This is a genomic window from Micromonospora qiuiae, from assembly GCF_016863555.1.
In the GTDB taxonomy this organism is placed as follows: domain Bacteria; phylum Actinomycetota; class Actinomycetes; order Mycobacteriales; family Micromonosporaceae; genus Micromonospora; species Micromonospora qiuiae.
The window spans coordinates 138,039-162,223 of record NZ_BOPC01000013.1 but is presented as its reverse complement, the minus strand read 5'-3'; the positions used below and the strand labels follow the sequence as shown (position 1 = coordinate 162,223).

The 24,185-nt window shown below is 71.9% G+C and carries 19 protein-coding genes; 15 read left to right on the top strand and 4 right to left on the bottom strand.

All coding sequences use genetic code 11. The features are described 5' to 3' along the window. Positions 1–28 precede the first annotated feature (28 nt). The 3 genes from Vqi01_RS05425 to Vqi01_RS05415 are packed head-to-tail and all read right to left on the bottom strand — an operon-like array spanning position 29 to position 3,092. A complete protein-coding gene (locus Vqi01_RS05425) occupies positions 29–1,066 on the bottom strand; it encodes a hypothetical protein (RefSeq protein ID WP_204033384.1) in 1,038 nt (345 codons plus the stop codon). Next, complete coding sequence (locus Vqi01_RS05420) at positions 1,051–1,812, bottom strand: histone deacetylase (RefSeq protein WP_239098200.1); 762 nt, start codon at positions 1,810–1,812, stop codon at positions 1,051–1,053. Before Vqi01_RS05420 ends, Vqi01_RS05425 begins: the two co-directional genes overlap by 16 nt. Further along, a complete protein-coding gene (locus Vqi01_RS05415; RefSeq protein ID WP_239098199.1) occupies positions 1,809–3,092 on the bottom strand; it encodes an amidohydrolase in 1,284 nt (427 codons plus the stop codon). The genes Vqi01_RS05420 and Vqi01_RS05415 overlap by 4 nt, the downstream gene beginning before the upstream one ends. A gap of 721 nt (positions 3,093–3,813) precedes the next feature. Between Vqi01_RS05415 and Vqi01_RS05410 the strand changes: the two genes are divergently transcribed. The 4 genes from Vqi01_RS05410 to Vqi01_RS05395 all read left to right on the top strand — a co-directional run bounded on the left by Vqi01_RS05410 (position 3,814) and on the right by Vqi01_RS05395 (position 9,738). Then, positions 3,814–5,955 (top strand): serine/threonine-protein kinase, encoded by a 2,142-nt coding sequence (locus tag Vqi01_RS05410; protein ID WP_204033382.1) that lies wholly within the window; start codon positions 3,814–3,816, stop codon positions 5,953–5,955. 72 nt (positions 5,956–6,027) lie between these two features. Continuing rightward, positions 6,028–7,758, top strand: a complete 1,731-nt coding sequence (locus Vqi01_RS05405) for a phospho-sugar mutase (RefSeq protein ID WP_204033381.1) — start codon at positions 6,028–6,030, stop codon at positions 7,756–7,758. A 923-nt stretch (positions 7,759–8,681) separates the two neighbouring features. Next, on the top strand, positions 8,682–9,542 hold the full coding sequence (locus tag Vqi01_RS05400) for a helix-turn-helix domain-containing protein (protein WP_307825020.1): 861 nt from the start codon (positions 8,682–8,684) through the stop codon (positions 9,540–9,542). Continuing rightward, positions 9,535–9,738: a DUF397 domain-containing protein gene (locus tag Vqi01_RS05395; RefSeq protein WP_204033380.1), complete on the top strand. Its 204-nt coding sequence runs from the start codon at positions 9,535–9,537 to the stop codon at positions 9,736–9,738. Before Vqi01_RS05400 ends, Vqi01_RS05395 begins: the two co-directional genes overlap by 8 nt. Before the next feature lie 129 nt (positions 9,739–9,867). Here Vqi01_RS05395 and upp read toward each other — a convergent pair whose 3' ends face one another. Then, positions 9,868–10,500, bottom strand: coding sequence for a uracil phosphoribosyltransferase (gene upp / locus Vqi01_RS05390; RefSeq protein ID WP_204033379.1), 633 nt, complete (start codon positions 10,498–10,500; stop codon positions 9,868–9,870). Positions 10,501–10,709: 209 nt separating this feature from the next. On the opposite strand from upp, the gene deoC reads away from it, so the two are divergent. The 11 genes from deoC to cydC all read left to right on the top strand — a co-directional run bounded on the left by deoC (position 10,710) and on the right by cydC (position 24,098). Continuing rightward, positions 10,710–11,801 (top strand): deoxyribose-phosphate aldolase, encoded by a 1,092-nt coding sequence (deoC, locus tag Vqi01_RS05385; RefSeq protein ID WP_204033378.1) that lies wholly within the window; start codon positions 10,710–10,712, stop codon positions 11,799–11,801. Positions 11,802–11,806: 5 nt separating this feature from the next. Next, the gene (locus tag Vqi01_RS05380; protein ID WP_204033377.1) at positions 11,807–13,237 is read left to right on the top strand and encodes an aldehyde dehydrogenase family protein; all 1,431 of its coding nucleotides are present in this window, start codon (positions 11,807–11,809) and stop codon (positions 13,235–13,237) included. Continuing rightward, positions 13,230–14,048: an aldehyde dehydrogenase family protein gene (locus tag Vqi01_RS05375; RefSeq protein WP_204033375.1), complete on the top strand. Its 819-nt coding sequence runs from the start codon at positions 13,230–13,232 to the stop codon at positions 14,046–14,048. Before Vqi01_RS05380 ends, Vqi01_RS05375 begins: the two co-directional genes overlap by 8 nt. Before the next feature lie 418 nt (positions 14,049–14,466). Further along, entirely contained in the window at positions 14,467–15,801 is a 1,335-nt protein-coding gene (locus Vqi01_RS05370) for a bifunctional o-acetylhomoserine/o-acetylserine sulfhydrylase (RefSeq protein WP_204033374.1), read from the top strand. A gap of 7 nt (positions 15,802–15,808) precedes the next feature. After that, positions 15,809–16,948: a homoserine O-acetyltransferase MetX gene (gene metX, locus Vqi01_RS05365; protein ID WP_204033373.1), complete on the top strand. Its 1,140-nt coding sequence runs from the start codon at positions 15,809–15,811 to the stop codon at positions 16,946–16,948. 9 nt (positions 16,949–16,957) lie between these two features. After that, positions 16,958–17,329, top strand: a complete 372-nt coding sequence (locus tag Vqi01_RS05360; protein WP_204033372.1) for a BlaI/MecI/CopY family transcriptional regulator — start codon at positions 16,958–16,960, stop codon at positions 17,327–17,329. A 10-nt stretch (positions 17,330–17,339) separates the two neighbouring features. Then, positions 17,340–18,245, top strand: coding sequence for a M56 family metallopeptidase (locus Vqi01_RS05355; RefSeq protein WP_204033370.1), 906 nt, complete (start codon positions 17,340–17,342; stop codon positions 18,243–18,245). Positions 18,246–18,360: 115 nt separating this feature from the next. Further along, positions 18,361–19,617: a cytochrome ubiquinol oxidase subunit I gene (locus tag Vqi01_RS05350; protein WP_204033369.1), complete on the top strand. Its 1,257-nt coding sequence runs from the start codon at positions 18,361–18,363 to the stop codon at positions 19,615–19,617. A gap of 10 nt (positions 19,618–19,627) precedes the next feature. Further along, complete coding sequence (locus tag Vqi01_RS05345) at positions 19,628–20,635, top strand: cytochrome d ubiquinol oxidase subunit II (protein WP_204033368.1); 1,008 nt, start codon at positions 19,628–19,630, stop codon at positions 20,633–20,635. Then, positions 20,632–22,296 (top strand): thiol reductant ABC exporter subunit CydD, encoded by a 1,665-nt coding sequence (gene cydD / locus Vqi01_RS05340; RefSeq protein WP_204033367.1) that lies wholly within the window; start codon positions 20,632–20,634, stop codon positions 22,294–22,296. Before Vqi01_RS05345 ends, cydD begins: the two co-directional genes overlap by 4 nt. Continuing rightward, positions 22,293–24,098, top strand: coding sequence for a thiol reductant ABC exporter subunit CydC (gene cydC, locus Vqi01_RS05335; protein WP_204033365.1), 1,806 nt, complete (start codon positions 22,293–22,295; stop codon positions 24,096–24,098). Before cydD ends, cydC begins: the two co-directional genes overlap by 4 nt. The last annotated feature ends 87 nt before the right edge of the window (positions 24,099–24,185 follow it).

The window sequence follows — 24,185 nt, the reverse complement described above, 5'->3', positions numbered from 1 at the left end:
CCACCACTTCGACCCTCCCCGTGCGAGGTCAGCTCAGGTTGGCGGAGGGGGTGGCCGCTGGGTCCGAGCGTACCTCCGCATGGCTCGTCTCCCGGAAACGCCACGGGGCCGTGGTCACCCAGGAGCGGATCTGCGATTCCGTGGCGAGCAGATCCTTGCGCAGGTCGTAGACGAGGTGGCGCGGGGAGGCCGGATCGCCCTGCCGGGTGCCACGGAACGGCAGCACCGGCAGCAGCAACGGGTAGTCGACCTGGCCGGTGCCGTTACCGACCCCGATCTCCTGCTCCAGGAAGTCGCGGATGTCGTCGCGGACCGCCTCGATGTCGGCCAACCGGGCCAGTCCCGGGTCGCCCGCGGCCAGATAGTTACCGGCCCGGTCCACCGGCGACCGTCGCCAGATCAGTTGGAAGGCCGGGCGCTTGGTGGTGAAGCCCCGGTCCCAGGGACGCGGGCTGATCGAGTACACGTCGTAGGTGTGGTGGTGGTAGACGGCGCCCTGGCCGTCCATCTCCCGCAGCAGGTCGTCGACGGCCGTCAGCCAGGGCAGCAGCTCCTCCTCCCGCAGCCGCAGCCCCTCGCTGAGGTGGTAGTCCCGGTACAGTTCGGCGCTGCCGGCGTACGGGTTCTCCGGAACCTGCTCGTGGGCCGCGTCCCGGTTGGCGTCGAGCAGGATGCGGGACAGGTGGAAGCCGGCGACCGCCACCCCGGGCGCTCGCCCCGCGACGATGTCCTCCACCAGGTGCCGGTAGATGGCGGCGGTGCCGAGATCCAGGTTGTCGTGCACCAACTGGGCCAGCTTCCCGTAGTCCGCCGGGTCGACGGCGGCGAGCAGGTCCGGCGGCAGCTCGGTGCCGCAGTGCGGAAGGACGTGCAGTTCGCGTACCGGGGCTGTGGCGTCGGCCACGATGGTGCCGCCGCCGACTCGCAGTCGACGCACGTGTGGGCCGACGGACGTGAGGTCGGCGTCGAGGTACGGGTGGCCGCAGTCGGAGCAGTCGTGTTCCCGTTGGTGCTTCAGGAACAGGCCGGTGGTGTCCGGGTCGGCCGTTGTCACGCTGGGGTGCACGACCGGTCCTCCTTTGCTGCTGGGGATGCCGGTGCAGCATCGGGCTCGGTCAGCAGGAGCCGAACCTCGTCCGGCGTCCAGTTGCCCATCGAGCCGGGCCGGCTGCTGAGGTAGGCGGCGATCCGGTACGGCGACCAGCGGTGCGCCTCGGCGAGCCCGGTGGCCAGGTGGCGCAGGTAGACCGCGGCCGGCTTGCGATGCTCGACCTCGTGACTGCGCCAGGGCGAGGTGAAGGTGAAGGCGGGCAGCCCGGCGAGCGCACCGAGGTGTAGCAGGGTCTGGTAGCAGCCCGGGCCGAGGGTCAACCGTCCGTGGCTCATCGCCTCGCTGAGGTCGATGTCGTCCCCGGGCTCCAGGCACATCTCCTGCGCGATGATGTCGGAGAACTGCGAGACGGTGAGCCGGTAGGCCCGCGCCGGCGTCCCGCCGGGGTGCTCGTGGTCGTAGAAGGCCATCCCGCCGGTCCAGGCGCGCGCCTCCAGGGCGAAGTAGATCGTGCCGGGCAGTCGGACGGCCCGGCTGTCGCTCGGCAGGCTCTTGTCCCGGCAGCCCGGATAGGTCAGCGCGCCCGCCGGGGGACGCCCGCCGACCAGGTAGTACGACAGCCGGTCGAGGCTCATGTTGGAGCCGTAGCAGACGTACCAGATGTCCGTGGGCGGTTCCGGCGAGGAGCCGGGTGTCAACGCCTCGATCAACTCCTCCACCTGATCGACGAGGTCGTCGGGGTGCGACAGGGTGGGGTTCATCGGGCACCTCCCGTGTCCGCCGGTGGCGGGGCGCCGAGAGCAGCGAGAGCGGTGTGCGCGAGAAGCCGTACGCCGTACTCGATCGACCGCTCGTCGATGTCGAAGCCGGGGTGGTGGGTGTCGCACCAGGCGGTCGCGCCGGGCGGCGCCACCCCGAGTCGGATCATCGATCCGGGCACCCGCTCGAGGTAGTAGGAGAAGTCCTCGCCACCCATGCTGACCTCGGCCTCGAAGACGTTCTCGGGACCCAGCCCGCGGGCGGCGGCGGCGCTGATCAGATCGGTGGCGTGCTTGTCGTTCACGACCGGCGGGAATCCTCGGACGTACTCCACCTCGACGTCGGCCCCGGTGCCGCTGACCAGGTCCGACACCAGCTTCGCGATGATCTCACCGGCGTCCTGCCAGGCCTCGCGGTGCAGCGAACGGACCGTCCCACGCAGGTACCCCTGGGCGGGGATGGCGTTGAACGCCACCCCGGCGTGCACCGCACCCCAGACGACGGAGACCGGCCAGCGCGGATCCATCCGCCGGGCGAGTTGGGCGGGCAGGTCGACGGCCACCCGGCCGAGCAGGTCGATCAGGTCGGTGGTCAGGTGTGGGCGGGCGGTGTGCCCGCCCGGGCCGCCGAGGCGGACCTCCAGGGTGGCCGAGGCTGCCGTCAACGGGCCGGTACGCACCCCGACCGAACCCACCGGCAGTTGCGGTGCGCAGTGCACGGCGAAAATCGACGAGACCTCGTCCAGGCCGCCCGCCTCGATCACCTCCGGGGCGCCCGAGGGCACCGCCTCCTCGGCCGGCTGGAAGATCAACCGCACTCGCCCGGGCAACCGGCCCCGATCGACGAGGCGGGCGAGCAACGGCGCGAGTCCGAGCAGGATCGTGGTGTGCGCGTCGTGACCGCAGGCGTGGCAGACGCCCGGCACGGTCGACCGGTAGTCGACGTCCTTGCCGTCGGTCATCGGCAGGGCGTCCAGATCGGCACGGAAGGCGACCAGCGGGCCATCCCCGGCGCCGATGTCACAGATCACGCCGTTGCCCTTGGGCAGCAGCCGGGGCCGCAGGCCGATCTCGGTCAGCCGCCGGTGCACCAGGGCGGTGGTCTCGAACTCCGCACCGGCCAACTCGGGATGGGCGTGGATGTGCCGACGGGTCGCGACGAGGGCTGGTACCTGCCGGGTCAACAGCTCGTCCAGGCCGTCGGGCAGTGGCTGCACGGCGGGTGAGGTCGCCGGCGAGGATGACGTCCAAGCGCCGCCGGGCGCCGTCAACGCACTCGTCACGTCGGATTCTCGATCACTAGGACTGAATGGATCACCGGGAAGAACAGCAGACAGGGTAGACCGACCATGGTAACTCTGCGCAACGTCGTTCTGGTGATGATCGGACCGCACAGCGTCACGTATGCCCTGCTGAGAGCCCTCGTCGTCGCGCAGGACAGCAGGTAGATCACGGTCAAGGCCCGCCATCCGCCGCACACCTCCTACAACGCGTAACCGGGTCCGCGGGTCAAGAATCTCCTCGGATCCCCGCAGCCTCGTTCCGAATTGTCGCATTGGTCGCACCAGCGGAACGACCTACGACAACTACCCGACCGCGCTCGGCGATCGGCGTCCGTGGACCCTCACACGACCCGCCGATTCGCAACCGCACATCGTGTGCGTCAACGGTCACTCAGAGTGCAACGGCCGCCCATTCCGACCCGATACCCGCAATCGGCCGTCACGACACAGCCGCATGCCCGCGTCCGGGTGCGAGAGCACGAGGGGCCCGTCGCGCCGGCTCGCAACACCGGCGGCACCGCGCGTTGGACTCGGTGGCGGCGCCGAAAGCCGGCATACTGGCGCATGGTCCACGGACGCCCATCACCGAAGGTGAGCGCGAGGACGCGTACTGCTGAGTAAGTTAAACGTCCCCCGCGCCGGCTTTCGCATCGGGCGTCTGAACTAGCAAGATAGGGGAGTTGTGTCCCAGCCCCCCTCGACTTCCCCCGGTGGCTTTTCTGTGACTCAGATCCCGACGTGGAGCGGCGGACCAGTCAGCATCCCCACCAACGACCGCGCGACACCCGGCACCGTCATCGGTGACCGGTACTCGTTGCGCTCCACGGTCGGCAACGGTGGCATGGGCACGGTCTGGCGGGCCACAGACACACTTCTGCGCCGCGACGTGGCGGTCAAGGAGGTCGTCCTCCCGCCGGGCCTGGCCCCGAGCGACCGCGACGCGATGTACGAACGCACCCTGCGCGAGGCCCGCGCCGCCGCCGCCCTCGCCCACCCTGCCGTTGTGCAGGTGTACGACGTGGTCACCGAGGGCGGTCGGCCGTGGATCGTGATGGAACTCCTCGACGCCCGCAGCCTCGCCGACATGGTGATCGAGGACGGTCCGATCGCCCAGCGGGTGGTCGCCAAGATCGGGATTGCCCTGCTCGGCGCGCTGGAGGTGGCTCACGCGATCGGCGTACTGCACCGCGACGTCAAGCCCGCCAACGTGCTGATCTGCTCCGACGGGCGTTGCGTGCTGACCGACTTCGGGGTGGCGCGGATGCCCACCGACGTTCAGCTCACCACGCCAGGCATGGTGCTCGGCTCACCGCACTTCATCTCGCCCGAGCGGGCCATGGGCCAGGAGTTCGGCCCGCCCAGCGATCTCTTCTCGCTCGGCGTGACGCTCTACACCGCGGTGGAGGGTCGCCCGCCCTTCGACCGGGGCGACCCGATCGAGACCATGCACGCGGTGGTCGAGGACCCGCCCGCCCCGCCGCAGCGCAGCGGCCCGCTGACCCGGGTGCTGATGGGGCTGCTGGAGAAGGACCCGGCCCGCCGGCTCGACGTGCACACCGCCCGCGCCATGCTGCGCGAACTGCTCGCCGGGCCGCTGAGCAGCAACGCCGCTGCGGTCAACTCGATGACCGACCCGTACTCGGTGATGCAGATGCCGCAGCCCGCGCCGATCACCGCGCCGCCGGCGAAGAAGCCCGAGCCGAGCGGGCAGATCGGCGGCCCTGCGATGCTCGCCCCGGGCGAGTCGCTGACCGACCGGCTCGCCGCGCTGCGCCGCGGTGAGCGCCCCGGGCAGGTCGCCCCGGTCAGCGCCGCCGCGATGGATGACACCAACGCCGACGCGCTGGCCCGACCGGCGCCGCAGAACGTCACGTCCCCCACACCAGTCGGCCGCACCTACGGCGGCACCTACGGCGGCGGGGCGGAGGCGACCCAACACATCGGCGGGGCCGAAGCCACCCAACACATCGGCGGGGCCGAAGCCACCCAGCGGATCGGCGGGGCCGAAGCGACCCAGCGCATCGGCGCCGACAGCACCCAGCGCATCGGCGCGGACGCGACCCAGCGCGTCGGGCCCGAGGTGTTCGGCTACGGCGGCGGAGCGCCGGAGGCCACCCAGCATCTCGGCGGCGGCTACGGTGCCGGCCAGTGGCCGGCGGCGCCGAGCCAGCCGTACGGTGCACAGCCACCGGCCGGCGGTGGTGGCGGCAGCAGCCCGCTCGACCGGGCGAAGGCCACCGGCGCCCGTCTGGTCGCCACGGTGAAGGGCTGGCCGCGCAAGATCCAACTCGCTGCGGCCGGCGGCCTCGTGCTGCTCCTGGTGATCGGCGTCGTGGCGCTCTCCGGCGGCGACGACGCGCCGCCCACCACCCCGGTCGCCGACCCGGCCAACACCAGCGAGGAGGGCCCCGGCGTCGAGATGCAGGAGCACTCGGCGCGCGGTGTGCGGGTGCTGGTGCCCAAGGGCTGGAAGAAGGCCGCGCCCAAGGGTGCCGTCTACGTCGACTACACCGACCCGGAGGACAGCGGCCGGCGGGTCCGCATCCTCAACGAGGAGTGGCGCGGCGACTCGGCCCGCTGGGCGCAGAGCGCGGAGAACTTCCTGCGCGACAAGGCCACCTCCTGCGCCAAGCCGTACACCCAGATCTCCATGGAGACCAAGGAACTCGCCGGCAAGCCGTCGGCCGAGTTCGAGTACACCTGCGGCGAGGGTGACGACATGCGGCACGGTGTGTGGCACGGGGTGGCCCACGACGGCCGGATGTACTCCTTCTACCTCACCGCGAACGACTCCCGGTTCGCGGAGAGCAAGCCGATCTACGACGAGATGCTGAAGTCGTTCCAGCTCACCGCCGCCGGCTGAGCCAGGGCGCGCGCATCCGGCTCAGCCAGGGCGCGCGTCCGTGGTGATCCGCCGTCGTGCTATCAAGAGGCCATGGCGGCGGACACCACTGACCTCGACATCCTCCGCGAGCGGGCCGAGCGCTGGCTCGCCGACGACCCCGACCCGGCCGACCGGGCGGAGTTGCGGGCGGTGCTCGATCGCCTCCCGGCCAGCGCAGCCGAGTTGGCCGACCGGTTCGCCGGGCCGCTGACCTTCGGCACCGCCGGGCTGCGCGGGCCGCTGCGTGCCGGCCCCAACGGGATGAACCTGGCGGTGGTCACCCAGGCCGCCGCCGGGCTGGTCGCCTGGCTCGCGGCCCAGGGCGGCACCGGCCCGCTGGTGATCGGGTACGACGCCCGGCGCGGCTCTCGCGAGTTCGCCGAGCGGACCGCCCAGGTCGCCACCGGGGCGGGACGCCCGGCGCTGCTGCTCCCCCGCCCACTGCCCACCCCGGTGCTCGCCTACGCCGTGCGGCACCTGGGCGCGGTCGCCGGAGTGATGGTGACCGCGAGCCACAACCCGCCGCAGGACAACGGCTACAAGGTCTACCTCGGTGCCGAACTCGGCGGGGCGCTGGGCGCCGGGGCGCAGATCGTGCCGCCCGCCGACGCCGGCATCGAGGCCGCCATCCGCGCCGTCGGCCCGCTCGCCGAAGTGCCGCTCGGCCCGACCGGGCAGGTGCTCGGCGACGACCTCGTCGCCGGGTACGTGGCCCGGGCGGTGCAGGTGGTGCCCGCCGGTGGTGCTCGGGACCTGAACGTGGCGTACACCCCGCTGCACGGCGTCGGGGCGACCGTCCTCACCGCCGCCTTCGCCGCCGCCGGGTTCGCCGTGCCCGGGGTGGTGCCGGACCAGGCCGAGCCCGACCCGGACTTCCCCACCGTGAGCTTCCCCAACCCCGAGGAGCCGGGAGCGGTGGACCGCCTGGTCGCACTTGCCGAATCGACCGGCGCTGACCTGGCCATCGCCAACGATCCCGACGCCGATCGCTGCGCCGTCGCGGTCCCCGACCCCGGCAACGGTCCGGTCACATCGGACGGCAGCGCCGGTGCCGGCGGTCCGCAGGCCGCGCCGGGGCGACCCGGCTGGCGGATGCTGCGCGGGGACGAGCTGGGCGTACTGCTCGCCGACCATCTGATGCGGCGTGGGGTGACCGGCCTGTACGCCACCACCATCGTCTCCTCGTCGCTGCTGCAGGCGATGTGCGCCGCGCGGGGTCTGCCGTACGACGAGACGCTGACCGGTTTCAAGTGGATCGTGCGAGCCGGCGGTGGCGCCGAGCCGCTGGTGTTCGGTTACGAGGAGGCGCTCGGCTACTGCGTCGCCCCCGAGCACGTTCGGGACAAGGACGGCATCACCGCCGCGCTGACCGTCGCCGAGTTGGCCGCCGGCCTCAAGGCACAGGGCCGCACGCTCACCGACCGGCTGGACGAGCTGGCCGCCGAGTTCGGCGTGCACCACACCGATCAGCTCTCGGTGCGCGTCGACGACCTGCGGCTGATCGCCGACGCGATGGCCCGCGTCCGCGCCGCCACCCCGACCACGCTGCTCGGCCAGCCGGTCACCGAGACCCGGGACCTGCTCCCCGAGGCGGATGTGCTGATCCTGCGTACCGGCACCGCCCGGGTGGTGATCCGCCCCTCCGGCACCGAACCGAAGCTCAAGGCGTACCTCGAAGTGGTGGAACCGGTCGCCGACGGCGACGTGGCCGCGGCGCGTTCGCACGCCACAAGCGCCGTCGCAACCCTACGCACCGAAATCGCCCACGCCCTGGGCGTGTAAGGAAGGGCCCCTTTTTAACGCCTCGTGTATAGGAAGGGCCCCCTTTTAACAAACCGGCAATAGGCGAGGTCGGGGTCCATGCCCGGTAATGCTCTGTGCCTGGGGTGGTGGATGGCGCGGGATGCGGCATGTCGGGGCGTTCCGGCCGACCGGGTGGGCACGAGTTGCGGCATGCCGCGCTATCCCGCCCGGTGAGCGGCGCGGCTTGCGGCATGTCGGGGTGTCCGGGTTCGCTGAGGCCGCAAGTCGCGGCATCTCGTGCCCAGACCCGCGACTTGCGGCGTCTTGGGCGACGGTGCCGGAAGAGAGCGCCTCAGGCAGATCGGCCGGTCGCTGCACGGGCCGGGACGTCACCATCGCTCTACTGCCGGACTCACTTGACACCCGACCAAAGGTTCTGCCGCTAACAGGCGAATATCGGCTAATCGCGGGAGGCGTTGGCTCCGCGGCGCTGACGGAGTGGATGAGTCAGCCCGCCCTCACCCCCTCCACTGTGCGTCCTCTCAGTGATCGGCCGCTGACTTTCGCTGCCAGTTCATCGACTCCGTTTCGTCGGTATGGCGGTGTCTGATCGGTCGGGATGGCGCCATCACGGCGAAACGGCGATCGGCGATCGGCGATCGGCGATGATCGAGCGCCTGGAGTCGGGCGAGTTGATAGGAGAGGCGACGCCGACCTCGTTGTGGCGGTCGCCGATGACGAGGCATAGCTCGGACGGTACGACCGGAAGATGACGCCCGCCAGAACAACACTCCGTTGCGGCTTGCTCACTCAGGGCTCTACCAAATAGCATCACCACATCAGCCATCGTCATATTCCGCTTTTAGCGGGCAATACGGTTTTTGGCGTTTCACCGCTCAACCGTATGCGTTGCATTCTGGGACGGAGGGTGTTGCACGGTGCATGCAACAAACAGTTCGACGGTGCCGCGACGGCAACTCGGCAGGCTGCTCACTCAACTTCGGATGGACGCCCAGGTCAGCATGGACGCGGCCGCTGAGGAGCTGGGCTGCTCGCGGCAGAAGATCTGGCGCATCGAACGGGGCGACACCGCCGCGCGGACCCCGGACGTCCGAGTGCTCTGCGAGCTGTACCGAGCCACCCCGGAGCAGGCGAGCGTGCTGCTCGGGCTCGCCGAGGTCGGCCGGGCGGAGGGTTGGTGGCACGCGTACGGCCGCTCCATCCCGGCCTGGTTCTCGCTCTACATGGGGTTGGAGAGCGTGGCCAGCAGCGTCCGGCACTACAACGCCGAACTGGTGCCCGGACTGTTGCAGACCCCCGGGTACGCCACCGCGCTCTTTTTGAAGAACCGGCCGGAGCTGGCGGAGGAGGAGCGGCAGAAGGCGGTGAACCTACGGATCCAGCGCCAGGGCCTGCTGGCCCGACGGCTACCGCCGGCCCCGCACCTGACCGTGATGCTCAGCGAGGCGGTGCTGCGTCGCCCGGTGCCGGACCGGCCGGTGATGGCCGACCAACTCCGGCACCTGCTCACCGTCGGCCAACGACACAACATCACGATCCGGGTGCTGCCGCTGGCGGCCGGTCCACCGCTGGCCGCCGAGGCGGGCACCTTCGTCCTGCTCGACTTTCCCGACTCGACACTGGGCACCCCCAGCGAGCCGCCGACGGTCTACGTCGAAGGGCTCACCGGCGCGCTCTACCTCGACCAGCCGGCGGAAATCGCCGCCTATGAACGGGTCTGGCGAGGGCTGGAGTCGCTCGCGTTGGATGAGCGACAATCAGTGGAACTGATCGATGCCATCCGGGGAGAGTGCTATGAGTGACCTGACCGGCGCCCGCTGGCGCACCAGCACCCGCAGCGGCACCAACGGCGGCGACTGTGTCGAGGTTGCCGACAACCTGCCCGGTGTCGTCGGCATCCGGGACAGCAAGGACCCGGCCGGACCGGCGCTCACCATCGCACCCGCCGCCTGGTCCGCCTTCGTCACCGCCGTCCGGTCCGATCAACTGCCCCGCTGACCCTGCTGACCGGCTCACCGGTAGGCGTCGCCGCCAGCGTCCCGTTGATCATGAGGTTAGCGGCAGTACGGAGATCAACCACTGCCGCTAACCTCATGATCAACGGTGAGGTGCCGGGCGCCGGCTCCGTTAGAAGCGGGGCATGCCGCCGAACTGGCGGTCGCCGGCGTCGCCGAGGCCGGGCACGATGAACTTGCTGTCGTTGAGGCCCTCGTCGATCGAGGCGGTGACCAGACGCAGAGGCAGGCCGGAACGCTCCAGCCGCTCGATGCCCGCCGGCGCGGCCAGTACGCAGAGCACGGTGATGTCGGTGCAGCCACGCTCGGCCAGCAGCCGGCAGCAGTGCTCCAGCGACCCGCCGGTGGCCAGCATCGGGTCGAGGACCAGCACCGGCAGGCCGCTCAGGTCCCGGGGCAGCGACTCCATGTAGGCGCGCGGTTCGAACGTCTCCTCGTCGCGGGCCAGCCCGACGAAACCCATCGACGACTCGGGCAGCAGCCCCAGCGCGGCGTCGGCCATGCCGAGCCCGGCCCGCAGCACCGGCACCAGCAGCGGCGGGTTGGCCAGCCGGGTGCCCTCGGTGGCGGTGACCGGGGTCTGCACCGGGTACTTCTCGACCGGGAAGGCGCGCGCCGCCTCGTACACCAGCATGGTGGTGAGTTCGTGCAGCGCCGCCCGGAACGAGGCGGCGTCGGTCCGTTCGTCCCGCATGGCGGTCAGCCGAGACTGGGCGAGCGGATGGTCAATGACGAGTACGTCCACGATCGGTCAACCTACCCCGCCCGGCCGCCGGCGCGCGGGGCCCGCCCGGACCAGCGGCGTCGCTCACCCGCGAACCGCCACAGTCCGAACCCGATCAGCACTCGCTCGGGCAACGGCAGCGACAACGACAACGACAACGACAGCGACAACGGCAGCGGCAGCGGCAGCGACCAAGATCACTGCGGGTCGGCCCGCGTAGACTTCCAGCCATGACGGCGACAGCGACGTCGGCCCGGTCGGACCTCTCCGAACTGGGACGATCCGAGACTGCTCTGCGAGCCTTCCTGCACGGCCTACCGGGCGTGGACCAGGTCGGCGCGGAGCAGCGGGCAGCCCAACTCGGCACCCGATCCATCAAGACCACCGCCAAGGCCCAGGCGATCGACCTCGCCATTCGGATGGTGGACCTGACCACGCTGGAGGGGGCGGACACCCCGGGCAAGGTGCGGGCGCTCGCCGCCAAGGCACTGCGACCGGATCCGGCCGACCCGTCCTGCCCGCACGTCGGCGCGGTCTGCGTCTATCCCTCGATGGTCCCGTACGCGGCCGAGGTGCTGCGCGCCACCGGGCCCGGACGGCCATCCGACGGACCGGGACCCGGCAGCGCCACCGGACGGCCATCCGACGGATCGGAACCGGCGGGCGGCGCCGCGCCGACCGGACTCGGCGGAGTGCACCTGGCCAGCGTGGCGACGGCGTTCCCGTCGGGTCAGGCGCCGCTGGAGGTCAAGCTCGCCGACACCCGCGCGGCGGTCGAGGCCGGGGCCGACGAGATCGACATGGTGATCAACCGAGGTGCCTTCCTGGCCGGTCGCTACGGCGAGGTGTACGACGAGATCGTGGCGATCAAGGATGCCTGCGGCGGTGCTGATGCCGGTCGCCAAGGGCGACCGCGAGCCCACCTTAAGGTGATCCTGGAGACCGGCGAGTTGGCCACCTACGACAACGTGCGCCGCGCCTCCTGGCTGGCGATGCTGGCCGGCGGCGATTTCATCAAGACCTCCACCGGCAAGGTCCCGGTCGCGGCCACCCTGCCGGTGACGCTGGTGATGCTGGAGGCGGTCCGCGACTTCCGGGCCGCCACCGGACGGCAGGTCGGCGTGAAGCCGGCCGGCGGCATCAGGACCACCAAGGACGCCATCAAGTACCTGGTCATGGTCAACGAGACCGTCGGGCCGGACTGGCTGGACCCGGACTGGTTCCGCTTCGGCGCCTCCAGTCTGCTGAACGACCTGCTGATGCAGCGCACCAAGCTGAAGACCGGCGTCTACGCCGGCCCCGACTACTTCACCCTGGACTGACCGCGATGTTCGAATACGCCCCCGCCCCCGAGTCGCGCTCGGTGGTGGACATCAAGCCGTCCTATGGCCTGTTCGTCGACGGGACGTTCGTCGACCCGACCGACGGCGGCAGCTTCAAGTCGATCAATCCGGCCTCCGAGGAAGTGCTCGCCGAGATCGCCGAGGGCGGCAGCCAGGACGTGGACCGCGCGGTCCGGGCCGCCCGGAAGGCGTACGAGCAGGTCTGGGGCCCGATGCCGGGCCGGGACCGGGCAAAGTACCTGTACCGGATCGCCCGGATCATCCAGGAGCGCTCCCGCGAGTTGGCCGTGCTGGAGTCGCTGGACAACGGCAAGCCGATCAAGGAGTCACGGGACGTCGACCTGCCGTTGGTCGCCGCGCACTTCTTCTACTACGCGGGCTGGGCGGACAAGCTCGGTTACGCCGGCTTCGGTCCCGACCCGAAGCCGCTGGGCGTGGCGGCGCAGGTCATCCCGTGGAACTTCCCGCTGCTCATGCTGGCCTGGAAGATCGCTCCGGCGTTGGCGACCGGCAACACGGTGGTGCTGAAACCGGCCGAGACCACCCCGCTGACCGCGCTGCTCTTCGCCGAGATCTGCCAGCAGGCCGACCTGCCGGCCGGCGTGGTCAACATCGTCACCGGGGCGGGCGAGACCGGCCGGGCGCTGGTCGAGCACCCGGGTGTGGACAAGATTGCCTTCACCGGCTCCACCGAGGTCGGCCGGGCCATCGCCCGCGCGGTCGCCGGCAGCCGCAAGAAGCTCACCCTGGAGTTGGGCGGCAAGGCCGCCAACATCGTCTTCGACGACGCCCCGGTCGACCAGGCGGTCGAGGGCATCGTCAACGGGATCTTCTTCAACCAGGGGCACGTCTGCTGCGCCGGCTCCCGGCTGCTGGTCCAGGAGTCCGTCGCCGAGACGGTGCTGGAGTCGCTCAAGCGGCGGATGGCCCGGCTGCGGGTCGGTGACCCGCTGGACAAGAACACCGACATCGGTGCGATCAACTCCGCCGCCCAGCTGGCCCGGATCCGGGAGCTGACCGACGCTGGCGCCGCCGAGGGTGCGCAGCAGTGGTCGCCGCCGTGCGAACTGCCCGAGCGGGGCTTCTGGTTCGCGCCGACCATCTTCACCGGGGTCACCCAGGCGCACCGGATCGCCCGGGAGGAGATCTTCGGCCCGGTGCTCTCCGTGCTGACCTTCCGCACCCCGGCCGAGGCCGTGGAGAAGGCGAACAACACGCCGTACGGGTTGTCGGCCGGGATCTGGACCGAGAAGGGCTCCCGGATCCTGTGGATGGCCGACCGGCTGCGCGCCGGAGTGGTCTGGGCCAACACGTTCAACAAGTTCGACCCGACCTCGCCCTTCGGGGGCTACAAGGAGTCGGGCTACGGTCGCGAGGGCGGCCGGCACGGGCTGGAGGCGTACCTCAATGTCTGAGCGGGTCGCGGTACGCAAGACGTACAAGCTCTTCATCGGCGGGAAGTTCCCGCGCAGCGAGTCGGGACGGTCGTATCTCGTGCAGGACTCCAACGTGTCGCTGGCCTCCCGCAAGGACGCGCGGGACGCGGTAATCGCCGCCCGCGCCGCCGTGCGGGGGTGGGCCGGGGCGACCGCGTACAACCGGGGTCAGATCCTCTACCGGGTGGCGGAGATGCTGGAGGGCCGGCGCGAGCAGTTCGTCGCCCTCGGTGTGCCCGGCGACGAGGTGGACGCGGCGACCGACCGCTGGGTCTGGTACGCGGGCTGGTCCGACAAGCTGCCGCAGGTGTACGGCGGCGCGAACCCGGTGGCCGGGCCGTACTTCAATCTTTCCGCGCCCGAGCCGACCGGCGTGGTGGCGGTGGTGGCCCCCGAGGCGCCGGCGCTGCTCGGCCTGGTCAGCGTGATCGCCCCGGCGATCGTCAGCGGCAACACGGTGGTGGTGTCCGCCTCGCCGGCGGCTCCCCTCGCCGCGGTGACCCTGGCCGAGGTGCTGGCCACCTCGGACCTGCCCGGCGGGGTGGTGAACATCCTGACCGGCCGCCACGCCGAGACCGTGCCGACGTTGGCCGCGCACATGGACGTCAACGCGATCGACCTGACCGGGGTGACCGATCCCGAGCTGGCTGCCGACCTGGAGGTCAAGGCGGCAGAGAACCTCAAGCGGGTGCTCCGGCCGGCGGATCACGACTGGTCGGGGGACCCGGGGTTGGGCCGGATGACGTGGCTGCTGGAGACGAAGACCGTGTGGCACCCGAAGGGCGTCTGAGTTATGCCCGTCACCGTGGATCCACACTTCGAGACGATTCGTCTCGAACCCGGCCGGGTAGGCTAGCGTTTGACATTTAACAGACCGAGCTTAAATGATCATGATGTCAGTGGAGCCCGACATGTCGCACGCACAGGTCCCGCAGCTGCGGATGCGCCTTTGCTCACGGCGTCACGTCGACCTGATGCGTGTCACCACCGCGCTCTGTCGCGCCTGATTTGCGCGACGCCCCAGATCGGCACCTTGGGACAAGCCGAGCGGCTCGCCGCCCGCCAGCTGCAGATCATCGATCTCGTGATCGACGCTGGCGGGTCCTGTTTTCTGCGCTCCGACTCCGTCCGGTCAGATCCGGACCGGTGACCTCGCCCCTGTAGCCCGCAGCGACACGGCCGCCCACCCGGCCTGAAGGAGATACGTCATGACCACCTCCGACTCGGACACCACTGCAGCCGAGCCCACACCAGCGACCTGGTCCTTCGAGACGCTGCAGGTGCACGCGGGCGCCGCTCCGGACCCGGCCACCGGCGCCCGGGCAACCCCGATCTACCAGACCACCTCGTTCGCCTTCCGCGACGCCGACCACGCTGCGGGCCTGTTCGCACTGGCCGAGACGGGCTACATCTACACCCGGATCAACAACCCGACCCAGGATGTCCTGGAGCAGCGGGTCGCCGCCCTCGAAGGCGGTGTCGCGGCCCTGGCCGTGGCCTCCGGCCAGTCCGCGGAGACCCTGGCGATCCTCAACCTGGCCCGCAGCGGTGACCACATCGTGTCCAGCGCGAGCCTGTACGGCGGCACCTACAACCTGTTCCGCCACACCCTGCCGAAGTTCGGCATCGAGGTGAGTTTCGTCGAGGACCCCGACGACCTCGACGCCTGGCGGGCGGCGGTCCGGCCGAACACCAAGGCCTTCTTCGGCGAGTCCATCGGCAACCCCCGCAGCAACATCCTCGACATCCGGGCGGTCGCCGATCTTGCCCACGAGGTCGGCGTCCCGCTGCTCGTGGACAACACCGTCGCCACGCCCTACCTGCTGCGCCCGCTGGAACACGGCGCGGACGTGGTGATCCACTCCGCGACCAAGTACCTCGGCGGTCACGGCACCGCCATCGGTGGTGTGGTCGTCGACGGTGGCAGCTTCGACTTCTCCGCGCACCCCGAGCGGTTCCCTGAGTTCGTCGAGCCCGACCCCACGTACAACGGACTGCGGTACTGGCCGGCGCTGGGGCCCGGCGCGTACGCGATCAAGATGCGGGTCCAACTGCTGCGGGATCTCGGTCCGGCGATCTCCCCGTTCTCGGCCTTCCTGCTGTTGCAGGGCATCGAGACCCTGTCGCTGCGGATGGAACGGCACGCCGCCAACGCCCAGGCCGTCGCCGAGTGGCTGGAGCAGCGCGACGACGTCGTGAGCGTCAACTACGCCGGCCTGCCCTCCAGCCCGTGGTACGACCGTGCCCGCCAGTACCTCCCCCGCGGGGCCAGCGCCCTGCTCACCTTCGAGCTGAGCGGTGGGGTCGAGGCCGGCATCGCCTTCGTGGACGCGCTGAAGCTGCACTCCCACGTCGCCAACATCGGCGACGTGCGATCGCTGGTGATCCACCCGGCGTCGACCACCCACGCGCAGCTCACCGACGACGCGCGGCGGGCCGCCGGGGTGGGCCCCGGGATGATCCGGCTCGCTGTCGGAATCGAGCACATCGACGACATCCTGGCCGACCTGGAGGCCGGGTTCATCGCCGCCAAGGATGCCTGATCCGGCGATGACCCTCATCCCACTGCGTGCCGAGGCCGGGCAGCCGCCCGGCCTCGACACGGGTGTGTCCGGTCGGCGATCCGCCCAGATCGGCGAGCTGACTCTGGAGTCCGGGCGGGTGCTGCCCGACGTACGGATGGCTTATCAGACCTGGGGCACGCTGAACTCCGCCGGCGACAATGCGGTGCTGGTGCTGCACGCCCTCACCGGGGACTCGCACGTGGTCGGCCCGGCCGGTCCGGACCAGCCGACGCCCGGCTGGTGGGACGGGCTGATCGGCCCCGGCGCGCCGTTGGACGACCGCCGGTACTTCGTCGTCGCGGCGAACGTCCTCGGCGGCTGCCGTGGCAGCACCGGGCCGGCCACGCCCGCGCCGGACGGCAAGCCGTGGGGGTCGCGCTTCCCGCGCCTGACCCCTCGGGACCAGGTACGGGCCGAGGCCGCGCTGGCCGATCTGATCGGGATCAAGTCGTTCGCCGCGGTCATCGGCGGCTCGATGGGCGGCATGCGGGCACTGGAATGGGCGATCATGTACCCGGAGCGGGTCCGCCGGTGTGTCGCCATCGCCACCACGCCGTACTTCTCCGGCGATCAGATCGCCTGGAGCGTGCCGCAGCTCGCCGCCATCCGAACAGATCCGAACTTTCGAGGTGGCGACTACTACGACGGGCCGCCGCCCCTGGCCGGAATGGCGGTCGCCCGGCAGATCGCCCACGTCACGTACCGCTCGGCGCGCGAGCTGAACGAGCGGTTCGGTCGCGCCCCGCAGCCCGGGGAGCAGCCGGCCGAGGGAGGCCGGTTCGCGGTGCAGTCGTACCTGGACCACCACGGTGACAAGCTTGGCCGGCGGTTCGACCCGAACTCCTACCTGGTGCTCACCGAATCGATGAACGCCCACGACATCGGGCGTGGGCGGGGTGGGGTGGACGCGGCCCTGGCGAGGATCCGGGCCGAACTCACCGTGGCCGTGGTCGACTCCGACCGACTGTTCCCGCCGGAGCAGGGTGCGTTGCTCGCCGCCGCACCGACCGCCCGGCCCCTGATCACCATTCGGTCCGACTTCGGTCACGACGGCTTCCTGATCGAGGCCGAGCAGGTCGCGGCGGTGGTCCGGGGAGCCTTGGGAGGCGTCTACTACGGGAGGTAGGATCAGGGGGTGACTCGGCTTGGTGATCTCGAACGCGCGGTGATGGACGTGCTGTGGGACTCCGTCCCCGCCACGTCGAACGGCGCCACTGTGCGCGAGGTGGCCGACGCCCTCGCCGGGCGGGAACTGGCGTACACCACCGTGATGACGGTGCTGGACCGGCTCGCCGGCAAGGGCATGGTGCAGCGTGAGCGAGAGGGCCGCGCCTGGCGCTACCGGCCCGCCGCGAGCCGTGAGGCGCACATCGCCCAGCTCATGCTCGCCGCGCTGGATCTCGGCGGCAGCCGGGACGCGGCACTGATCCGGTTCGCCCGCTCGGTCACCGGCACAGAGGCGGACGTGCTCCGGGCCGCCCTGGCCGACGAGGCGGCGGAGCGGTAGGGGCGACGCCATGGCCCACACTCTGCACTTCGCCGCGTCGATGCTGGCGTGCTGGTTGATAGCGCAGGTGCTGGCCCGTTCCACCTGGACGTGGCGCAGCCCCCGGGTGGCGATCCTCTGCTGGCAGGCGGTCGGCCTGGGTGCCGGCCTCTCCGCGGTGGGCCTGCCGATGTCGCTCGGGCTGGCCCCGTACCAACGGGGCACCGGCAGCGCCCTGCTCGCGCTCGCCGACGACCTGTGGCACAGCACCCTGCCGGCCGGTCTGGGCGCCGTGCACCTGGGGCTGGTGGGCGTCGGTTTCGGCATCGGGGCGGTGCTGCTCACCACCACGGTACGCAGCATCCACGGTGCGGTACGCGCCCAGCGCCGGCACCGCGACCTGCTCACCCTGGTGGCTCGACGGGATCCCACCGTGCCCGGCGCGCTGGTGCTCGACCATCCGGGTGCGGCCGCGTACTGCCTGCCCGGGGTGCGGCCCCGGGTGGTGGTCAGCGCGGGCGCGCTCGACCTGCTCAGCCGAGCCGAACTGGAGGCGGTGCTCACCCACGAGCGGGCACACGCGCAGGAGCGGCACGACCTGGTGCTGCTGCCGTTCACCGCGCTGTGCCGGGCACTGCCCTGGCTGGGCTGGGTCAGGAAGGCGCACGATCGGGTCTCGCTGCTGGTCGAGATGCGCGCCGACGACAAGGCCCGGGAACTGCACGCCGATGCACCGTTGGCCGGGGCGCTGCAGCGCTTCGCCACCGCCGGCAACCGGATCACTCCGGCGGGCGCGCTCGGCATGGGCGACCGGGACCTGGCCGTACGAATGCAGCGGCTGATGGTCAACGAACGCCCGCCGCGCCTGCTCGGTGCCGTCGCGCTCGCGGTGACCACCACCGCTGCCGCCCTGCCGATCTCCCTGTTCCTGAGCTGAGCCACCCTGAACTGACCCTGATCTTCCCGGGATCGGGCCGCGCGACACCCTATAGGTAGGTTGCCTACCGGTAGCCTCCCTACTAAATCAGGCCCCCACCCCAGGAGAGCTGGCCATGGACACCCTGCTCCTCGCCCGCCTGCAATTCGCCGCGACCGCCTCGGTTCATTTCCTCTTCGTGGCCGTCACCCTCGGCCTGGTCACCCTCCTCGTCGGACTGCAGACCGCCTGGGTGGTCACCGGCAATCCCCGCTGGGAGCGGCTGACCCGGTTCTGGGGCCAGCTCTACGTGATCAACTATGTGCTCGGCATCGCCACCGGCATCGTGATGGAATTCCAGTTCGGGCTGAACTGGAGCGGTCTGTCGCGCTACGTGGGCAACGTCTTCGGCGCCCCGCTGGCGATCGAGACCCTGGTCGCGTTCTTCCTGGAGTCGACCTTCCTCGGCATGTGGATCTTCGGCTGGCACCGGCTGCGCCGAGGCGTACACCTCGCGCTGCTGTACGGCGTGGCGCTCACCGCGTACGCCTCGGCGTTCTGGATCATGGTGGCCAACTCCTGGTTGCAAAACCCGGTCGGCTACGAGGTACGCGACGGCGTCGCCCACCTGACCGACTTCTCCGCGCTGCTGACCAACCCGGCCCTGGGCATGGCGCTCGGGCACGTGGTGTCGGCGGCCCTGCTCACCGGCGGGCTGCTGATGGCCGGGATCAGCGCCTGGCACCTGCTCCGACGCACCCCCGATCACGACCTGTTCCGGACCTCGCTGCGGATCGGCGTGGTCACCGCCACGCTGGCGATCAGCCTGGTGCAGGGCTTCGGCTTCGCGCAGTTCGGGCCGGTCCTTTCGGTGCAGCCGACCAAGTTCGGTGGCACGAGCCCGGAGGCCGAGGCGCTGATCGCCGAGTGGAGCGCCCGGTTCGGGCCCGGCGACTACCTGCCGCCCACACTGGCCAACGTCGGGCTCGGATTCATGATCCTCATCGGCCTCGGCCTCGGCCTGCTCTGGCTGCTGCTGCCGCTGCTCTGGCGGGACTGGATCATCCGGCTCCGGTTTCCGCTGTGGCTGCTCATGCTGGCCGTACCGCTGCCCTTCGTGGCGCTGATCCTGGGCTGGATCTCCCGCGAGGTCGGCCGCCAGCCCTGGGTGGCGTACGGGCTGCTGCCGGTGGACCAGGCCGTCTCCCCGATCAGCGGATGGCTGATGGCCGTCTCACTGATCGGCTTCACCCTGCTGCTCGGCACCCTCGCCGTCACCAACTGGGTGTTGCTGGCCCGGCACGCCGCCCGGGGCACCGCCGACCCTGCCCTCGGCCGCCCACCGGCGCAGCCCGCCGCCGACGACAGCCGCCCCGAACCCGCCTTCGCCTGAGGAGACCGCCATGGAACTCGCCTGGTACGCCCTGCTCGGCCTCTTCTTCGCCGGATACCTGGTGCTCGGCGGCTACGACTACGGCGTCGGGCTGCTGCTCGCGCGCGGCGCCGATCCCGCCCGGCGGCGGGCGGCCCTCAACGCGGTCGGGCCGTTCTTCCTCGGCAACGAGGTGTGGCTGGTGGCCGCCGTGGGCATCCTGTTCGGCGCATTCCCTCTGTTGGAGGGGGAACTGCTCGCCGGCAGCTATCCGGCCGTGCTGGGTGCGCTGGCCGGGGTGATCCTGGTGACCGCCGGGGTGCAGCTGCGCAGCCGGCCGGCCAGCCGGTGGGCCCGGGCCGGTTGGGACCGGGCGATCACGGTGGGCAGCCTGCTCGCCGCGCTCGGCTGGGGCACCGTGCTCGCCGGGCTTCTCCAGGGCGTACCGCTGCACGCCGACGGCCACGTGGCCGGGGTGGCGCACCTGTTCACTCCGTTCGCCGCCGCCACCGCGCTGGCCGTGGTCGCCCTGGTCGCCGCGCACGGTGCGGCCTTCCTCGCCCTGCGACTGCCGGCCACCGAGGGCGACCGGCTCCGGCCGCTGGCCCGCCGGCTGATCGTTGTCGCGATCATCGCGGTCGCCGCGGCCGCCGCCGTCGGCCTGCTCTCCGATCGGGTACGCGGCGCCGCGCAACGCCCCGCGGTCGGCGTACTGCTGGGGGTGTCGCTGGTCGCGGCCCTGCTGCTGGCACGGGCGGCGCTCGGCCGGCGGCGGCACGGGGTGGCCTTCGCCGCCACCGCCGCCGCCCTCGCGCTGCCGGTCGTGCTGGTCGGCGCGACCCTGTGGCCGTACGTGCTGGTGTCGACCGTCGACCCGGCAGCGTCCCTGACGGTGGCCGACGCGGCGGCGAGCGCCCCGACACTACGCCTGCTGGGTTGGCTGGCGCTGCCGCTGCTGCCGGCCCTACTAGGCTTCCAGGCGATGTGCTGGTGGATTTTCCGGGGACGGACAGACAGTAGAGCGCCGGTGTACTGGTGAACCGCCGCCCCTTCGACCCGCGGCTGCTACGCCGGGTCCCCGCGGCCCGACGTGACCTCGTCCTGCTCGCGCTGCTCGGTCTGCTCGCCGCCGGGCTGATCGTCGCGCAGGCCACCGCTCTGGCGACGCTGCTGGCCACGGCGTTCGCCGGGCGGCTCGACCGGGCCGCGCTGGCCGGCTTCGTGGCCGCCGTGGCGGCCCGGTCGGTGCTGGTCTGGGCGCAGGGCGCGGTGTCGGCACGGCTGGCCGCCACGGTCAAGGCCGCGCTCCGGGCCGACCTGCTCGGCGCGGTGGCCCGGCACGGGCCGGGCTGGGTCGCCGGGCAGCGGGCCGGGCAACTGGCCACCCTCGCCGGTCGCGGGTTGGACGCCCTGGACGCGTACTTCACCGGATACCTGCCGCAGCTCGTGCTGAGCGTCACCGTGCCGCTCGCCGTGCTGGGCCGGATCTTCCTCGCCGACTGGAGCTCGGCGGTGATCATCGCGCTGACCCTGCCGCTCATCCCGGTCTTCGGGGCGCTGCTCGGCTGGCAGGCCCAGGCCGCCACCGAACGCCAGTGGCGGCGGCTGTCCCTGCTGGGTGGGCACTTCCTGGACATGGTGGCCGGGCTGCCCACGTTGCGGGCCTTCGGCCGCGCCCGGTCCCAGACCGAGGCGGTACGCCGGATGGCCGACGGTCACCGGGTATCCACCATGAAGACGCTGCGCATCGCGTTCCTCTCCGCGCTGGTGCTGGAACTCGTCGCCACCCTGTCGGTGGCGCTGGTCGCGGTGCCGGTGGGCGTCCGGCTGCTCGGCGGCGGGCTGACCCTGCAGACCGCGCTGCTGGTGCTGCTGCTCACCCCGGAGGCGTACCTGCCGCTGCGGGCGGCCGGCAGTCGGTTCCACGCCAGCATGGAGGGGCTCACCGCACTGGACGAGGCGCTCACCCTCTCCGGCTCCGCGCCGGCACCGACCGGCCGCACCGGGGCGCTGCCCGACGGGCGCGGCGAGATCCGGTTCGAGTCGGTGACCGTCGCGTACGAGCGCACCACCGCACTGCGGGACGTCACGCTCACGATCCGGCCGGGCGAGCGGATCGCGGTCATCGGCCCGAGCGGTGCCGGCAAGAGCACGCTGCTGAACCTGCTGCTCGGCTTCGTGGCACCGACCAGCGGCCGGGTCACCGTCGGCGGGGTCGATCTCGCCGACGCCGAACTGGAGGGCTGGCGCCGGCAGGTGGCCTGGGTGCCGCAGCGGGCGCACCTGTTCGCCACGTCGCTGGCCGACAACATCCGGCTCGGCACCCCCGACGCCGAACCGGCCCAGATCGCCGCCGCGGTCCGGGACGCCGCCCTCGACGACGTGGTCGCCGCGCTGCCCGAGGGGCTGGACACCAGGCTGGGCGAGCGCGGGCATGGCCTGTCCAGCGGGCAACGGCAGCGGGTGGCCCTGGCCCGGGCGTTCCTACGGGACGCGCCGGTGGTCCTGCTCGACGAACCGACCGCGCGCCTCGACGCCGCCGCCGAGGAGGCGGTGCTGTCGGCCACCCACCGACTGGTCACCGGCCGCACCGCGCTGCTGGTCGCGCACCGGCCCGCGCTGCTCAAGGGCGTCGACCGCGTCCTGCGGGTCGCCGACGGTCGGGTCACCGAACTCGCGCCGGCCGGGGAGGTCCGATGAGCGGTCCCTCACCCGAGCTGACGGTGCTGCGTTTGGCCCGGCCGTACCTGAAACGGCTGGTCGGCGCCGGACTGCTCGCCGCCGCCACCGAGTTCGCCGGGCTGGCCCTGATGGCCACCGCGACCTGGCTGCTGATGACCGCCGCCGGTCAACCGCCGCTGGACCGCCTCACCGTGGCGATCGTCGCGGTGCGGGCGCTCGCCGTCGGCCGGGGCGTGCTGCGCTACACCGAACGGCTCGCCGGTCACGACGCGGTGCTCCGCCTCGTCACCGACGTACGCACCCGGGTCTTCGCCACGCTGGCCGAACGACGCGGCGCGCCGCCACGCACCGGTGACGCGCTGAGTCGGCTGGTCTCCGACGTGGAGGCGGTGCAGGACCTGCTGCTGCGCGTACTCGTCCCGGGCGCGGCGGCCGGGCTGGTGAGCGTACTGGCGGTCGGCCTGACCGCGCTCGTCTCCCCGCCGGCCGCGCTCGTTCTCACCGGTGGGTTGCTACTGGCCGGGGTGGCACTGCCGGTACTGGCCACCCTCCTCACCCGGCGGGCCGGTGCGGAGGTGGCCCCGCTGCGTGGCGCACTCGCCGCCGACGCCGTCGACCTGACCCACGGCGCCGCCGATCTGGCCGCCTTCGGCGCCACCGGCGATGCGCTCGGCGCCGCCGGTCGGCGGGCCCGCCGGCTGGCTCGGCTGGAGCGCCGGCTCGCCGCGCTCGGTTTCGCCGTCGATGCCGCCGGGGTCCTGGTGGCCGGGGTGACCGCCGGTGCGGTGGTGCTCGTCGCGCTTCGCGCCGGATTGGACGGGGTGCTGGTCGGCGTCCTGGCGGTCGGCACGCTGGCCGCGGTGGAGATCGCCCTCGCGCTGGTCGGTGCCGCTCGGCAGTGGACCGGGCTGCGCACCGGCCTGGTCAGGATCGCCCGGCTCGTGGCTCCCGGCCCGCAGACCGGGCCGGAGACCGCCCCGCAGGCCGGGCCGCAGGCGGGTCGGGCAGTGGTTGCGGGCGACGTGGCGGCGGGCGACGTGGTTGCCGGCGCGCCGGACGTGCGGTTCGAGCGGGTCACCGTCCGGTACCGGGCCGGTGCCCCCGCCGCGCTGGACGACTTCGACCTCGACCTGCCGCCCGGCCACCGGGTGGCGGTCGTCGGGCCCAGCGGCGCGGGCAAGAGCAGCCTGGCCGCCGTCCTGACCGGCGCGGTACATCCCGACAGTGGCCGGGTGACCCTGGACGGACGGGACGTGTCGAGTTTCCCGCCCGACGTGTTGCCGCGGCTGGTCGGCGGGCTGCTCGCCGAGGCGTACGTCTTCCACGCCTCGGTCCGGGACAACCTGCTGCTCGGCCGTGCCGGCGCCGACGAGGCGGCGCTCACCGGGGCGGCGGACGCGGCCGGGTTGGCGGACTGGGTCCGGGACCAGCCGGAGGGCTGGGGCACCGTGGTCGGCGAGCAGGGCGGGCAGCTCTCCGGCGGCCAGCGACAGCGGCTCGCGCTGGCCCGGGCGCTGCTCGCGGCGCCCGCGGTGCTGGTGCTGGACGAGCCGACCGAGGGCCTCGACCCGGTCGCCGCCGACGAGGTGCTCGCCGGCGCCCTCGCCGCTGTGCCGGCCGGGCACTCGGTGCTGCTGATCTCCCATCGGCTCAGCGGTCTCGCCGAGCTGGACGAGATCGTGGTACTGGACGCCGGTCGAATCGTCCAACGCGGCCGGCACGCCGATCTGGTCGCGACTGCCGGCTGGTACCGCGACCAGTGGCTGCTCCAGCAGGCCGCCGAGCACGGCTACCTGGCACTCTCCACCCGCTCCGCCTAGAACGGATCTTCGTGCGGGAGCGCCCCTCCGGGGGCACTTTCGCACCAAGATCCGGGGCAACCCCTGGTGAATCCGCTTGCGCTGGGT

What these genes read in the sequence shown, in the direction of transcription:
- Vqi01_RS05405 (WP_204033381.1), top strand. Translation starts at nt 6,028, where the DNA reads ATGGCGGCGGACACCACTGACCTCGACATCCTCCGCGAGCGGGCCGAG.
- metX (WP_204033373.1), top strand. Translation starts at nt 15,809, where the DNA reads ATGACCCTCATCCCACTGCGTGCCGAGGCCGGGCAGCCGCCCGGCCTC.
- Vqi01_RS05420 (WP_239098200.1), bottom strand. Translation starts at nt 1,812, where the DNA reads ATGAACCCCACCCTGTCGCACCCCGACGACCTCGTCGATCAGGTGGAG.
- Vqi01_RS05370 (WP_204033374.1), top strand. Translation starts at nt 14,467, where the DNA reads ATGACCACCTCCGACTCGGACACCACTGCAGCCGAGCCCACACCAGCG.
- cydC (WP_204033365.1), top strand. Translation starts at nt 22,293, where the DNA reads ATGAGCGGTCCCTCACCCGAGCTGACGGTGCTGCGTTTGGCCCGGCCG.
- Vqi01_RS05350 (WP_204033369.1), top strand. Translation starts at nt 18,361, where the DNA reads ATGGACACCCTGCTCCTCGCCCGCCTGCAATTCGCCGCGACCGCCTCG.
- deoC (WP_204033378.1), top strand. Translation starts at nt 10,710, where the DNA reads ATGACGGCGACAGCGACGTCGGCCCGGTCGGACCTCTCCGAACTGGGA.
- Vqi01_RS05345 (WP_204033368.1), top strand. Translation starts at nt 19,628, where the DNA reads ATGGAACTCGCCTGGTACGCCCTGCTCGGCCTCTTCTTCGCCGGATAC.
- Vqi01_RS05380 (WP_204033377.1), top strand. Translation starts at nt 11,807, where the DNA reads ATGTTCGAATACGCCCCCGCCCCCGAGTCGCGCTCGGTGGTGGACATC.
- Vqi01_RS05355 (WP_204033370.1), top strand. Translation starts at nt 17,340, where the DNA reads ATGGCCCACACTCTGCACTTCGCCGCGTCGATGCTGGCGTGCTGGTTG.
- Vqi01_RS05375 (WP_204033375.1), top strand. Translation starts at nt 13,230, where the DNA reads ATGTCTGAGCGGGTCGCGGTACGCAAGACGTACAAGCTCTTCATCGGC.
- Vqi01_RS05395 (WP_204033380.1), top strand. Translation starts at nt 9,535, where the DNA reads ATGAGTGACCTGACCGGCGCCCGCTGGCGCACCAGCACCCGCAGCGGC.